Source organism: Mycobacterium sp. NGS61 (assembly GCF_059812325.1).
This window is the reverse complement of sequence record NZ_JCALCL010000004.1, coordinates 98,100-110,732: the sequence shown is the minus strand read 5'-3', so window position 1 is coordinate 110,732 and position 12,633 is coordinate 98,100. Positions and strand designations below refer to the sequence as shown.

The window sequence follows — 12,633 nt, the reverse complement described above, 5'->3', positions numbered from 1 at the left end:
CGCGATATCTGGTTACCCAACTGGCGTCGGGATGATGTTTCAGACCGCCGACTTCTCCAACACATGGACGCCGCACGCGGAGCCCAGGCCGATCACGTGGGCGAGCCCCACCTTGGCGTTGTCGATCTGACGGTCGCCGGCCTCGCCGCGCAGGTGGTGGCAGACCTCCCAGATGTTGGCGATGCCGGTCGCGGCGATGGGGTGGCCCTTGGACTGCAGTCCGCCCGACACATTGACCGGCGTCGCGCCGTCACGCCAGGTGGCGCCGCTGTTGAAGAAGTCGGCGGCGCCGCCCTCTTCGCACAACATCAGATTGTCGTAGTGCACCAGCTCGGCGGTGGCGAAGCAGTCGTGCAACTCGACCAGGTCCAGATCGGCCGGGCCGATGCCCGCCTCGTCGTAGGCGGTGGCCGCGGCGTTGCGGGTCAGCGTGTTGACGTTCGGGAGCACCTGGCACCCCTCTTCGAACGGGTCGGTGGTCAGCACCGATGCCGACACCTTCACCGCCCGGCGGCGCTGTTCCAGGGACAGTGTTTTCAGTGTCGTGCCGTTGCACACGATGGCGGCCGCGGCGCCGTCGCAGTTTGCCGAGCACATCGCCCGCGTATTCGGATAGGCGATCATCACGTCGTTCATGATCTGCTCGAGGGTGAACCGTTTCTGGTAGGCGGCCAGTGGGTTCAGCGTCGAGTGCGCGTGGTTCTTCTCGCTGATCTTGGCGAACAATTCAAAGCTGGTGCCGCCGTACTTGTGGCCGTATTCGGTGCCGATCTGGGCGAAGACACCGGGCATAGCCTCGGTGCCGATCCGTCCGTCGACCGGCGCGACCGCACCGTAACGCCCCTTGGGCGCCCACACGTCGGCGTCGGACTTCTTCGTGCCGCCCCCGCCGAGCAGCCCCGCGCCGGACAGTTTCTCCACGCCGACGGCCATGCCGTAGGTGACCTCGCCGGCTTTGACAGCCATGATCGCGGTGCGCAGCGCGGTGGCGCCGGTCGCGCACGCATTGGCCACGTTGTACACCGGGATGCCGGTCTGGCCGATCTGTTTCTGCAACTGCTGACCGATCCCGGCGTTGGCCGCCATCAGGTTGCCCGCGGCGATGACACCGATGTCGGCCATGGTCAGCCCGGCGTCGGCGAGCGCTCCGGTGGCCGCTTCGGCGGCCAGGTCGACGGTGTCCAGATCCGGGTGCTTGCCGAACTTGGTCATCGTGATCCCGAGGATCCAGATGTCGTCGCTGGCGGCCATCGTCGCTGCTCCTTCTTCGGTGATCAGGTCAGGCGGCCGGCTCGAACCCGAAGCCGATCGCCTCGGTGCCTTCCGAGTCGGTACCCAGCGGGTAGGTGGTCAGCCGCACCTTCATCCCGTCGCGCACGTGCTCGGGATCAGGTTCGACATTGATGAGATTGGCCCGGACCTGAGTGCCGTCGCAGTCGACGACCGCGGCGACGAACGGGGTGGGTATCCCGGGTGCGGCGAACGTGACGATGGTGAAGGTGCGCACGGTGCCTTCGGTCGCCACCGGGACGGTGGTGAAGTCCGTCCGGAAACAACCCGCGCACGCGTTGCGCCGGTCGAAGAAGCGGGCGCCGCAGTTGGCGCATTCCCGCGCGACGAGGTGGGGTTCGCCGTCGTCGAGCACCAGATAGTCGACGATGGGGATCTGTCCAGCCTTCGAATCGGCCATGCAACCTCCGTCGTGTCCCTGGCAAAGCCTGCATGCAGCCTACGGATCTCCGGTGCCGGGAACGACAACCGGTCCCGACGGCGGTGGTAGGAAAATCCATACCCGTTGGGGTGCAATCGAAATGCGTGTCGGGCACACCAGATTGGACAAATCAGACAGATCGTCTAGTCGTGATGTAGGATTTGGTGCGCATCGCGTGGTAGATATCGACGCGTATCGAGGCGCGAGGGGCTGAGTCTGGTGAACGAGCTGGGCCTGGACGACGTGGTGGCGCGCGCCGGAGTCTTCCACGGTGTCGCCCGCGGATTGCTTGCCGAAGTCACCAAATCGCTGCGGTGGGTGACGTTCGCGCGCAGGCAGACGATCTTCGTCGAGGGACAGGCAGGTGACTGCCTGTACATCATCGCCGAAGGCAAGGTGAAGATCGGCTGTAGGGGCCGCGACGGCCGCGAGACGCTGATCACCCTGCTGGGCCCGTCCGACATGCTTGGCGAACTCTCGGTTTTCGATCCGGCGCCGCGCTCATCCACCGCGGTGGCCCTCACCCGGGTCCGGGCAGCGGTCATGGACGGCGACATCCTGCGGGCCTGGGTCGACGAGCGCCCGGAGGTCGCCGACCAACTGCTGCGGTTGTTGGCGCGCCGGATTCGTCGTACCAACGACATCGTCTCGGAACTGGTCTTCAACGACGTCCCCGGCCGGGTCGCCCAGCAGTTGGTCTTGCTGACAAAGCGATTCGGTGTCCGCGCGGGTACGGCGTGGCGGGTCGATCACGGCCTGTCCCAGGAGGAGATCGCCCAGCTCGCCGGGACGTCCCGCGAGACGGCCAACAAGGTCCTATTGGAATTCGCCGATTACGGGTGGGTCTCCATCGAGAGCAAGAGCCTGCTGATCCATGATTTCGAGCAGCTGGCGGGTCGGGCGACCCGGTCGGTGACACCGATGCGCTGGGCCTGATCGTGCACCATGGGTGTCATGGCGACCGTGCTGTGGGATCAACACACATGTCTGCCCCTGCTACTCACCGCCGACATTGAGCCGCTGACCCGCTATCGGCGGGAGAGCGGGGCCCTTTTGTCGGTCAATGTGGGCTATTCACCGCAGTCCTTCGCCGACACCATGGCGCTGCTGAAGCACTTTCGAGCCGCGGTCCGGGACCACCCGGAGCTGCAATTGGCCACGGGCACTGACGATGTCGCCGCGATCACCGGGTCCGGCCAGATTGCCGTGGTGTTCGACCTGGAAGACTCCGCGCCGTTGGACGACGACTTGAGCAACCTGGCCACCCTCGCCGAACTGGGGCTCCGCACGCTGTTGCCGACCTACAACCACGCCAACCGGGCAGGCAGCGGATGTCTGGACGCCGACGACACCGGCCTGACCCGGTGGGGCGCCGACATCGTCGCCGAAATGAACCGCGTCGGCATCGTGGCCGACGGATCACACTGCAGCAGCCGTACCGGTCTGGACATGTGCGAGGTTTCCACCCGGCCGGTGGTGTACAGCCATTCGTGCCTGCGCGCGGTGTGGGACCATCCCCGCAACATCACCGATGAACAGGCCCGTGCCTGCGCCGTCACCGGAGGTGTCGTCGGCATCACCGGCGTGGGAATTTTCCTGGGGCCCAACACTCCAACGCTGGAAGCCATGACCCGCCATCTCGAATACGCCGTCGATCTGATCGGCGTCGATCACGTCGGTGTCAGCAGCGACTTCTCGTTCGACCACGACGACTTCGTCGACGAAATACGGCGCAATCCAGCCCTTTTCGACGACAGCTACACCCGCTGGGGACCGATCCAGTGGATGCCGCCGGAAACCCTGCTCACCCTCGGTCAGCATCTGAGCGATCGCGGCTGGCCCGACGCCGACATCGCTGCCGTGCTGGGCGGCAACTTCTACCGGGTCGCCGAACAGACCTGGACCGGGGAGTGAACGTGCCGAGTGGTTTCGACGTTCGCGGGCGGGCACTGCGTGCCGGTGAACTCGCCCCGTGGCTGGCTGAGCACAGCCTGGGCAATCGGTTCGGCCTGGCCGTCGTCGGCGCAAACGGTGCTGCCGGCCCCGCGACCGCCCTGGCGGTGGTGGCGGCCGACGGCGACGGCCGGCATATCGACATTGCCGCGCTGAACCCGGACGACGAGGCGGCGCTGGCGTCGTGGCTGGCCGACCCGGGCCCACCCAAGGCGGTGCACGACATGAAGTCGACGTTGCATGCGCTGGCCGGTTGCGGCTGGACACTGCGCGGGGTGACCTCGGATACATTGTTGGCGGCTCATCTAGCGCGTCCCGAGCAGCGGCGGTTGGATCTCAACGACTTGCTGGTGTGCCATATGCGGTGCGCACTGCCGGCGGAAGCTATTGACTGGCAATTACTTTCAGCTGCCGAGGACCAGTCCGCGATCCAGGCGCTGATGCTGCGGACCTGCGCGGTCCTCGACCTCGCCGACGTGCTGGACGAGGAACTGGCCCGTATCGACGCGTCGTCACTACTGGGCCGGGTGGAGCTACCGGTGGCCCGGGTGCTGGCACGGCTGGAGTCGACGGGCATCGCGCTGGACCACGCCCTGCTCGCCGGTACCGACCTGCTGAAATCGCATGCGCCGGACGGACGCACCCACGCCACCCTGCAGCAGACCGGCACCGTCACCGGCCGGCTGTCGTCGTCGAAACCGAATCTGCACGACGATGCGATCGGTGCGCAGTTGCGCGCTGCGGTGGTGGCGGCTGACGGCTACCAGGTGATGACCGCGAGCTACAGTCAGCTCGAGACGCGGCTGTCGGCGTACCTCAGCGGCGGAGGTGGCGAACGCGAACTCGTCGCAGACGCCCGGCGCGTGGGATATGCGTCCACCCTGCTGGGACGCCGGCGCTACCTGCCCGACCTGGACAGCGGAAACAACCGGCTGCGCCGCGCGGCGGAGCGGGACGCGGTCGCCATGGCTGTGGAGGGCAGCGCGGCCGAGATCCTCAAGCTGGCGATGATCGGCATTGACCAGGTGCTCACTGCTGCCCGGCTGACGTCGCGAATGGTGTTGCAGATCGGCGACGATCTGCTCTTCGAGGTGGCCGACGGCGAACGCGACACGCTGGCCGGATACGTCCGTGAACAGATGCTGGGCGCCTACGAGTTGCCGGAGCCGCTGGACGTGCACGTGCACATCCGGTGAACGGCCCCGAACGGGCTAGGAGCGCGGCAGCGCGCTACCTTTGCGCCACTCCTCCCAGCTGAGCGTCCAATCGCCGTTCTGCTCGATCTTCAGCGCCGCACCGCCGGTGTTGTGCACCTCGACGACGTCACCCGGCACGGAGAAGTCGTAAAACCATTTGGCGTTCTCGCCGTTGAGATTCAAGCAGCCGTGCGAGGTATCGGTATGGCCCTGGGCCCATACCGTCGAATCGAGCTGATGCAGATAAATGCCGTCGATGCTGATTCGGGTGGCGTAGTTGATGATCTCGCGGTAACCGAGCCGGGAATTCTTCGGCAACCCGAAGGTCGACGAATCCATCACCACCGGGTTTCCCCGGTCGAGCACGGTGTAGACACCCGGCGGTGTCCAGAAGGTCAAGGTCCGTCCGCCGACGGTCTCGGTGCCGCCCATACCCATGGAGGTGGGCATGGTCCGGACCAGTTTCCCGTTGTCGAAGACGCTGATGAGCTTGGTCGCGTCGTCGGCGATGGAGACGTGCGCATCGCCGATGCGAAAGGACACTCGGCTGTCCTCTTGCCCGAACATGCCGCCGCCCAGCGCAATACCGTAAATCCTGGCTTCGGCGGTCACGGTGGTGCCCGGCGCGTAGTAATGCTCCGGGCGCCAGTGCGCGTTGTGGGCGTCGACCCAATACCAGGATCCCGGCACGGCGGGATCGGTGGTGACAACCAGTTGGCGTTCGGCGGCGGCCCGATCGGTGATCTGCTCGTCGAAGTGCGCGACGACCACCGTTCCGACTCCATAGGTGCCGCCTTCGCGCAACGCCGCCTCCGACGTCATGGTGAACGACACCTTGGTCTGGTTGGACGGGCGCACCGTGGCGAACGACGAAACCTGCTTACTCTCAACCCCATTGGTTCCGCGGCTGGTGACGTCGAGGGTGTAGGTGTGGGCGTAGCCCAGCGGACCGGTCGGTTTCCACACCGTGCTGTCCGGTGTCAGGACGCCGTCGATCGGTTTGCCGGCGTCGTTGACCATACGCACCTCGACCAGGGTCCCGGTGTCAGCTTTGACCTGCACCGGGGCCGTCGGCTGGACATCACGTGCGTCCGGACTCGGCGTGACTGTCACCCGCGCCGGACCGGTCGCAGTGGATGCGCCGCCGGGCGAGTGGCACGCCGCGGCGCCGAGCAGCCCGAGGACGACGAGCACGGCCAGCACGATGTGGCGCCGTCGGTGGGCGAGATTGTTGGCTTTCATCACCGAACTACGTAGCCGCCGACGGTGGCTTCAAACCGTTGGATAGCTCACCCCACCGCGAGAGACTATGACGTCATGGCCGACGACGAGCTCGATGCCCTGTACTGGATTCCGCCGGATCAGTTCACTGCCGAGCGGAGGAAGCTATCCGCGGCGGCCAAACAACGCGGCGATACCGATGCGGCCAAACGGATTTCAGCGGCCCGCAAACCCACCACAGCGGCGTGGATCGTCAATCGATTGGTGCTCGGGCGTCGTCAGGCACGGGCCAGCCTGGCCGAGCTGGGTGAGAGTCTGCGCACTGCGCACGCCGCGCTGGACGGCGTGCAGATCCGGGAGCTTTCGGCCCGCCAACACCACCTGGTCACCGAACTCACCGACGCCGCATTCGATGCCGCCGAGGTGAGAAACCCGTCGGCGGCGGTGCGCGACGACGTTGCGGGCACCCTGCAAGCTGCGATCGCCGACCCCGACGTGCGGGCGCGGCTCGGGCGCCTGGTCAAGGCGGAACGTTGGTCGGGCTTCGGCGACTTCGGCGACAGCGCGGCGGTGTCAGCGGCCACCCAACGGACCGCGCCGGCGGACAAACCGTCCCGGCCGGCCAAGACGTCGCAGCGCGACCAAAAAGTCGAGGCCGCCCGGCGCGAAAAGTTGACGGCAGCGGTAGCCGCCGCGGAACGGACGGCCGCGCAGGCCGACAGCGTGCTTTCCGCCCGGCGTGCCGAACGAGACGCCGCCCGGACCCGTCGGGACCAGGCCGCCGCAGACCTCAGCAAGGCCGAGCGTGCCCTGGCCAGCGCCGGAAGCAGGTACGAAAAGGCGCGCCGGGACGGCCGTGACGCCGCGAACGCGCTGCAGGAAGCCAGGGCCCAGCTGAGGCAGCAGAAGTAAGTGCTGGCGCCGCGGGTTTCCCGGGCGCAGCTTCGGGTAAAACTCCCAGGCTGTTGATCGAAGGAACAACCGTGTGGCACGGCTCGCTGATGCATGGACCGATCCCAGCGGCGGTGCAGGTGGTGACCGTCGCTGCGCTGCTCTATGCCGTCGGGCGCCGGTGGCGCACGCGCTGGTTCGCCCTGACGGTGCTGGTGGGCGTCAGCACCGGGGTGGCGGTGCACTGGTACTACGGCACGCTCGGGCTGGCCAGCGAGCCGGCGCCGTGGCAGCTGTGGTTGTGGGTGTCACTGGCCGGCCTGGCCATCGCCGTCGCTGTGGCCGGCTGGGCGAGCGCCGGGGGGTGGCGGCGCAACGCGTCGGTGTTCGCGGCGTCGTTCTGTCTGCTCAGCATCGGTCTGACGATCAACGGGTGGCTGGGTTACTACCCCACCGTGCATGCCGCATGGAGCCAATTGGCCAACCGGCCATTGCCGAATGAGCTCGATTTGGACACCGCGCGAGCGATGCGGCGCGATCATGTCACCCCACGACACGGTGCGGTGGTGGCGGTGACCACGAGCACGGGCAAGTCGGGTTTCGCTCACCGGCGCGAGTGGGTGTACCTGCCGCCGGCATGGTTCTCGGGCAGGCCCCTGCCCGCCATCATGATGATCGGCGGTGAGTTCAACACGCCGGCGGACTGGGTTCGCGTCGGCAGGGCCACCGCCGCGCTGGACAGTCTCGCGGCAGCACATGGCGGTCAGGCGCCCGTGGCCGTATTCGCCGACGCCACCGGCGGATTCACCGTCGACACCGAATGCGTCAACGGGTCACGCGGCAACTCCGCGGATCACCTGACCGCAGAGGTGGTCCCGGAGATCGGCGACTTGTTCGCCCTCGGTGCCGAGACCAGATGGGGCATCGTCGGATTCTCCTCGGGCGGCACCTGCGCGGTCGGACTCGCGGTGACACACCCGGAGATCTTCAGCGCTTTCGTCGACATCGGCGGCGACAGCGGTCCGAACGCCGGGACCCCTGCGCAGACTATCGACCGGCTTTTCGACGGCGACATCGACGCATACCGGCGGTTCGACCCGGCCACGGCAATGAACCGCCACGGTGGTTATGCCGACCTGTCCGGTCTCTTCGCGGTTCCCGGCTCAACCGATCACCGCAGAGGGGTGGGCCAGGACGCCGCCGAGCACCTGTGCAAAGTCGGTACGGAGCAGGGCATTTCGTGCCAGGTGGTCGCGCTGCCCGGCAGACATGACTGGCCGTCGGCCGCCACTGCCTTCGCGTTGACCCTGCCCTGGCTCGCCGAGCAGTTGGGCACCCCGGACCCGCGGGGGTGACGACCAGCTCACCTCGCGACGGCGTCGACCTCGACCGGCACACCGGTCAACCAGGACATGCCGGCCAGCGCCTCGAGGTCATCGGGGTGGCTCGATGTCAGTTGGTTCACGTTCGCACCGCCGGCCCGGTTGGCCAATTGCCATCTCCCGGTGCCTTTGTGGCCCCACCCGTGGGGCACGGCGATGGTGCCGCGGACCAGGTCGGTGGTCAGGGTCACCGCAATCCTGATCTGCCCGAACGGCGAACGGACCATCACGGTGTCGCCGGCGGCGATGTGGCGTTGCGCGGCGTCGTCGGCGTGCATCACCGCGTGGTGAGAGCGGTTGCCGCGCATCAGCAATGGCGAGTTGTGCAACCACGAATTCTCCGACCGCGGCTCACGCATACCGATCAACCGCAGCGGGTAGTCATCCGGACTGCGGCGCCGGGTCAGCGCACTGATCTCGGCGTAGATGTCATTGTGCTGCAGCCGGATTCGACCGTTGAGGTAGGCCACCACCTCGTTCAGCACGCCGGTGCGCAGATGTGGACTCAGCACTACACCGTGCGGGTGCTTCCCGGCCAACCGGGCGAAAGTCAGCCCGTGGCGCCGCATTCCGAACAGGTCGCCACCCTCGGACAATCGGATCATCAGGTCGACCAGAGGTCGCGGTTGCAGCCGTCTGCCCCTCGAGACCGACACGCGACGCAGACCCGTCAGGGCGACGAAGGCGGGCGTCCGAGCCGTGGTCCGCGCAATCAACTCGGTGATGATGTCCCATTCCGTGCGCGCCTGACCCACCGGCTCCACCACTGCTTCGGTGACCTGACGAAACGGGGTGGCCTGGAACGTCTGGAAGGTGACTGCGAAGTCATCGCGTTCGTACATCGTGGTGACGGGCAGCACGTAGTCGCAGTGGGCGGTCGTCTCGTTGACGTACAGGTCCAGCCCGACCATCAGGTCCAATTGGGAGACGGCCTGTTCCAGTTCGTCGCCGTTGGGGACCGAAAGCACCGGGTTGCCGGCCCCGACGAACAGCGCCTTGATCTGCCGATCGCCGACGGTGGTGATCTCCTTGGCCATCAGCGCCGCGGGTTCGGCACCGATGGCGGCGCCGAAGCCACCGATGCGGGTTCGGTTGCGCCGGTAGGTGCGCCGCAACGACCACCCCATCAACTTCAGTCCCCACTTCTGTCCGGGCATACCCAAGGTGCTGAAGACGCTGCCGCCTGGGCGGTCCAGGTTGCCCGCGATCAGATTGACCGCATCGATCAGATAGGTGGTCAGGGTGCCGTGTCTGCCCACACACGTGCCCAGCCGCCCGTACACCGCGGCGCGCGGGGTGTCAGATAAGGTTCTGGCCAGCGAGCGCACCACTGCCGGCTCGACCCCGGTGTGGCGTTCGGTGCGTTCGGGAGTGAAAGGCGCACACTGCTTTTCCAGCCAGCGCACTCCGTCGGCATGCGCGCCGACATCGTGGGCCAGGCCCTCGGCGAACAGCACCTGCAGCAGCGACAGCAACAGGTAGGCGTCGGCATCCGGCGTGATGCCCAGCCATTCGAACTGCGCGGCGGTTTCAGAGCGGCGCGGGTCGACCACGATCACACGACCACCGCGCTTGACGATGTCGTGCATGCGGTCCTTGATCCGCGGCGCCGTCAGGAAGCTGCCATGGGAGACAACCGGATTGGCGCCCATCATGACGAGCAGGTCGGTGCGCATCAGGTCCGGGATCGGCACCGACATCGGCGATCCGTACAGCAATTGACTGGCGATGAGCCGACTGCTTGTGTCCTGTGAAGACGACGTGAAGAAGTGGCTGTGCCGGCCGATGCCCTTGATGAACGACATCGCCCCGAACAGGTGGGAGTAACTGAACGCCGCCGGGTTGCCCAGGTACCAGCCGAACGCTCCCGAGCCGTGCTTGCGGTGGATCGCGGCAACCCGGACCGCGATGTCGTCGAGCGCCTCGTCCCACGAGACGGGCTCGAAGCCGTCAGCGGTGCGGCGCAAGGGTGTCTGAATGCGGTCGGGGTCGTTGACTACTTCGGTGAACGCGATGCCTTTCTGGCAGGCGAAACCGGCGGACAGCGGATGATCCTTGTCGGGACGCAGCGCGACCAGCTTGCCGTCCTCGACGGTGGCCACCATGCCGCACAACGGCTCACAGATGCGGCAGAAGGTGGGTGTGTGGACGACACGGCCAGCCATCCCAGGAATCGTACTGTATGCCTTACAGTATTTTGGCCGACCGCTACGGGTCGAGCGGGGCGGTAGCCCGCGCGGCGGTATTGATCCCGGTCAGCAGCTCACGTAGCTGATCGAGTTCGGAAAGCTGCACGCCGAGGCGTTCCACTACGGCCGGGGGTACCTGCAACGCCGCCCGGCGCAGGTCGCGACCCTTCGGGGTCAACTCGACATGGGTGGTTCGCTCGTCGGTGGTGCTGCGGGTGCGCGTGATCAGGCCCTGTGCAGCCAGACGTTTGAGCATCGGCGACAGGGTGGCGGAATCCATCTGCAGCAGCGTGGCAATATCTTTGACCGACAGCGGTTTTCGCTCTTTTTTGCTGGTGTCCCACAGCGCCAGCATGACCAGATACTGCGGATGGGTCAGGCCGAGCGGTTCCAGCAAGGGCCGATATACGGCCAGCACGGCGCGGTTGGTGACGGCCAGCGCGAAACACACCTGGCTCTCCAGGGACAGCGGATCGACCTCCGCGACAGTGGCCGGTTCGCGGGCCATCGCGCTGCCTCCTCGGCTCAGAACGGGCTGCTGTTCGCCTGCCACTCGGCCGATTGCGGGCGCGGCCCGTAGCGGCGTGCGTAGTCCTCGTGCAGGCGCGCGTTCTTTTCCCGGTTGAGCACGTCGACGAGATTGGGGTCCAGACCGTGCTGGGCCAACCGGTGCCGGCGCCACACCTTGTTCAGGGCAAACGCCATCACCAGGGTCCAGAGGTAGATCGGCAAGGTCATCTCGGTGTGCACGTACACCGACGCCGGCAACAGCCAGAATGGTGCCAGGACCAGCAGCGGCGGGATCGAGAGCCGGACCATGTGGCGGCGGATCGCGCCCGGGCCCGCGAGGTCATTGGCGACCCACTCCTGCATCGCGGCGGGCAGGCGTCGCCCGTACGAATAGGTGATGTACTGCCACAGGTTCGGGCGAGCGGAGGCCATGTTCGCTCCTGATCGGGATGCATTGATCGGGCACCGCGACCGATGCCGTCTGTGTCCATCGTACTGATTAGTTAGGGCACTAACTATGTTCGCTCGGTCACACCCTCAGTAGACGTCACGCAGGTACCGGTGGTCCTTGGGGAGTCGGTCGACGTACCCGTGTGCCGCGTCGGAGTCCGTCCCGCCGCCTATGGTCAAGCGGTGACTATCACCTACGACGACGCGCTGCGGGATCAGATTAGGGCTCGCCTGGCCGAGTGCGACCGGCGTGCGGTGACCGACCCCACCAAGAGGCACGCGGCGGTGGCGGTCGTTCTCGTCGACTCCGAAGTCGGCGAGGACAGGGTGGATCCGGCGCCGGTGGACGACTGGATCGCCGACCGGCCGATGCCGGGCGACCTGGACGGACATATGGTCGACGTGGCCGGCGGCGCGGCTTTTCTGTTGTGCCGCAGGACCTCTCGGCTGTCCTCCCATGCTGCGCAGTGGGCATTGCCGGGTGGCCGGCTGGATCCGGGTGAGACCGTGATCGACGCGGCGTTGCGGGAACTCGACGAGGAGGTCGGCGTCCGGTTGCCGCCGTCGGCGGTGCTGGGGATGTTGGACGACTACCCGACCCGGTCGGGGTACGTGATCACCCCGGTGGTGATCTGGGGCGGCGGCCGAGGCGATCTGCGTCCGGCCCCCGACGAGGTGGTGGCCGTCTACCGGGTGGGCTTGCACCAATTGCAACGCGACGATTCGCCCCGCTTCATCACCATCCCGGAAAGCCCGCGTCCGGTCGTCCAGATTCCGCTGGGCAACGATCTGATCCACGCTCCCACCGGCGCCGTGCTTTTGCAGCTTCGGTGGTGGTGTCTGGAAGGCCGGCACGATCCGGTGGATGAACTCGAGCAACCGTTGTTCGCCTGGAAATAGCTAATCGCCGCCGCCGCACCCGCCGCCGCACCCGCTCGACCCGCCGCCGCAGCCACCCCCGCCGTCCGTGCCGCCGTGGGATCCCAGTCCAGACGACCAGATGTCGCCGTCGCCGAAGTCGCCGCGGCCCCGGCCACGCCGGCTCTGAAGCCAGCCCGCGATGAACAACCCCATCACGCCCGTCATGATGCTCAGTTCAGTCACGGTCATGCACCCACGTTAATCCCAAG

At 66.8% G+C, this 12,633-nt stretch carries 12 protein-coding genes and 1 pseudogene; 6 read left to right on the top strand and 7 right to left on the bottom strand.

Annotated features, from left to right (window positions below):
* Positions 1 to 39 precede the first annotated feature (39 nt).
* Together AC5Y3Z_RS10570 and AC5Y3Z_RS10565 are read right to left on the bottom strand one after the other, a co-directional pair.
* Positions 40 to 1,251 carry a thiolase family protein gene (locus AC5Y3Z_RS10570; RefSeq protein WP_473138763.1) on the bottom strand — a complete coding sequence of 404 codons (1,212 nt, stop codon included), beginning with the start codon at positions 1,249 to 1,251 and terminating at the stop codon, positions 40 to 42.
* Positions 1,252 to 1,279: 28 nt separating this feature from the next.
* Complete coding sequence (locus tag AC5Y3Z_RS10565) at positions 1,280 to 1,690, bottom strand: Zn-ribbon domain-containing OB-fold protein (RefSeq protein ID WP_463826378.1); 411 nt, start codon at positions 1,688 to 1,690, stop codon at positions 1,280 to 1,282.
* A 255-nt stretch (positions 1,691 to 1,945) separates the two neighbouring features.
* On the opposite strand from AC5Y3Z_RS10565, the gene AC5Y3Z_RS10560 reads away from it, so the two are divergent.
* The 3 genes and pseudogenes from AC5Y3Z_RS10560 to AC5Y3Z_RS10550 all read left to right on the top strand — a co-directional run.
* Positions 1,946 to 2,647, top strand: a complete 702-nt coding sequence (locus AC5Y3Z_RS10560) for a Crp/Fnr family transcriptional regulator (protein WP_473138936.1) — start codon at positions 1,946 to 1,948, stop codon at positions 2,645 to 2,647.
* 18 nt (positions 2,648 to 2,665) lie between these two features.
* The gene (locus AC5Y3Z_RS10555; RefSeq protein WP_473138764.1) at positions 2,666 to 3,625 is read left to right on the top strand and encodes a dipeptidase; all 960 of its coding nucleotides are present in this window, start codon (positions 2,666 to 2,668) and stop codon (positions 3,623 to 3,625) included.
* 2 nt (positions 3,626 to 3,627) lie between these two features.
* A pseudogene (locus tag AC5Y3Z_RS10550) lies at positions 3,628 to 4,860 on the top strand (DNA polymerase); the annotation flags it as partial.
* A 15-nt stretch (positions 4,861 to 4,875) separates the two neighbouring features.
* Here the strand turns inward: AC5Y3Z_RS10550 and AC5Y3Z_RS10545 are convergent.
* Positions 4,876 to 6,102 (bottom strand): L,D-transpeptidase, encoded by a 1,227-nt coding sequence (locus AC5Y3Z_RS10545; RefSeq protein WP_463826380.1) that lies wholly within the window; start codon positions 6,100 to 6,102, stop codon positions 4,876 to 4,878.
* A 75-nt stretch (positions 6,103 to 6,177) separates the two neighbouring features.
* On the opposite strand from AC5Y3Z_RS10545, the gene AC5Y3Z_RS10540 reads away from it, so the two are divergent.
* Together AC5Y3Z_RS10540 and AC5Y3Z_RS10535 are read left to right on the top strand one after the other, a co-directional pair.
* Positions 6,178 to 6,993 (top strand): hypothetical protein, encoded by an 816-nt coding sequence (locus tag AC5Y3Z_RS10540; RefSeq protein WP_473138765.1) that lies wholly within the window; start codon positions 6,178 to 6,180, stop codon positions 6,991 to 6,993.
* A 71-nt stretch (positions 6,994 to 7,064) separates the two neighbouring features.
* Positions 7,065 to 8,327, top strand: a complete 1,263-nt coding sequence (locus AC5Y3Z_RS10535) for an alpha/beta hydrolase-fold protein (RefSeq protein ID WP_473138766.1) — start codon at positions 7,065 to 7,067, stop codon at positions 8,325 to 8,327.
* An 8-nt stretch (positions 8,328 to 8,335) separates the two neighbouring features.
* Here AC5Y3Z_RS10535 and AC5Y3Z_RS10530 read toward each other — a convergent pair whose 3' ends face one another.
* The 3 genes from AC5Y3Z_RS10530 to AC5Y3Z_RS10520 are packed head-to-tail and all read right to left on the bottom strand — an operon-like array spanning position 8,336 to position 11,485.
* Complete coding sequence (locus tag AC5Y3Z_RS10530; protein ID WP_473138767.1) at positions 8,336 to 10,519, bottom strand: molybdopterin-containing oxidoreductase family protein; 2,184 nt, start codon at positions 10,517 to 10,519, stop codon at positions 8,336 to 8,338.
* 43 nt (positions 10,520 to 10,562) lie between these two features.
* Positions 10,563 to 11,051, bottom strand: a complete 489-nt coding sequence (locus AC5Y3Z_RS10525) for a MarR family winged helix-turn-helix transcriptional regulator (protein WP_463826384.1) — start codon at positions 11,049 to 11,051, stop codon at positions 10,563 to 10,565.
* Positions 11,052 to 11,068: 17 nt separating this feature from the next.
* Positions 11,069 to 11,485, bottom strand: a complete 417-nt coding sequence (locus tag AC5Y3Z_RS10520; protein ID WP_473138768.1) for a DUF5313 domain-containing protein — start codon at positions 11,483 to 11,485, stop codon at positions 11,069 to 11,071.
* 201 nt (positions 11,486 to 11,686) lie between these two features.
* Here AC5Y3Z_RS10520 and AC5Y3Z_RS10515 point away from each other — a divergent pair, with 201 nt between their 5' ends.
* The gene (locus AC5Y3Z_RS10515; RefSeq protein WP_473138769.1) at positions 11,687 to 12,403 is read left to right on the top strand and encodes an NUDIX hydrolase; all 717 of its coding nucleotides are present in this window, start codon (positions 11,687 to 11,689) and stop codon (positions 12,401 to 12,403) included.
* On the opposite strand, the gene AC5Y3Z_RS10510 is transcribed toward AC5Y3Z_RS10515, so the two are convergent.
* Positions 12,404 to 12,613, bottom strand: coding sequence for a hypothetical protein (locus AC5Y3Z_RS10510; RefSeq protein ID WP_473138770.1), 210 nt, complete (start codon positions 12,611 to 12,613; stop codon positions 12,404 to 12,406).
* Positions 12,614 to 12,633 lie beyond the last annotated feature (20 nt).

What these genes read in the sequence shown, in the direction of transcription:
- AC5Y3Z_RS10565 (WP_463826378.1), bottom strand. Translation starts at nt 1,690, where the DNA reads ATGGCCGATTCGAAGGCTGGACAGATCCCCATCGTCGACTATCTGGTG.
- AC5Y3Z_RS10555 (WP_473138764.1), top strand. Translation starts at nt 2,666, where the DNA reads ATGGCGACCGTGCTGTGGGATCAACACACATGTCTGCCCCTGCTACTC.
- AC5Y3Z_RS10545 (WP_463826380.1), bottom strand. Translation starts at nt 6,102, where the DNA reads ATGAAAGCCAACAATCTCGCCCACCGACGGCGCCACATCGTGCTGGCC.
- AC5Y3Z_RS10510 (WP_473138770.1), bottom strand. Translation starts at nt 12,613, where the DNA reads ATGACCGTGACTGAACTGAGCATCATGACGGGCGTGATGGGGTTGTTC.
- AC5Y3Z_RS10570 (WP_473138763.1), bottom strand. Translation starts at nt 1,251, where the DNA reads ATGGCCGCCAGCGACGACATCTGGATCCTCGGGATCACGATGACCAAG.
- AC5Y3Z_RS10540 (WP_473138765.1), top strand. Translation starts at nt 6,178, where the DNA reads ATGGCCGACGACGAGCTCGATGCCCTGTACTGGATTCCGCCGGATCAG.
- AC5Y3Z_RS10520 (WP_473138768.1), bottom strand. Translation starts at nt 11,485, where the DNA reads ATGGCCTCCGCTCGCCCGAACCTGTGGCAGTACATCACCTATTCGTAC.
- AC5Y3Z_RS10525 (WP_463826384.1), bottom strand. Translation starts at nt 11,051, where the DNA reads ATGGCCCGCGAACCGGCCACTGTCGCGGAGGTCGATCCGCTGTCCCTG.
- AC5Y3Z_RS10530 (WP_473138767.1), bottom strand. Translation starts at nt 10,519, where the DNA reads ATGGCTGGCCGTGTCGTCCACACACCCACCTTCTGCCGCATCTGTGAG.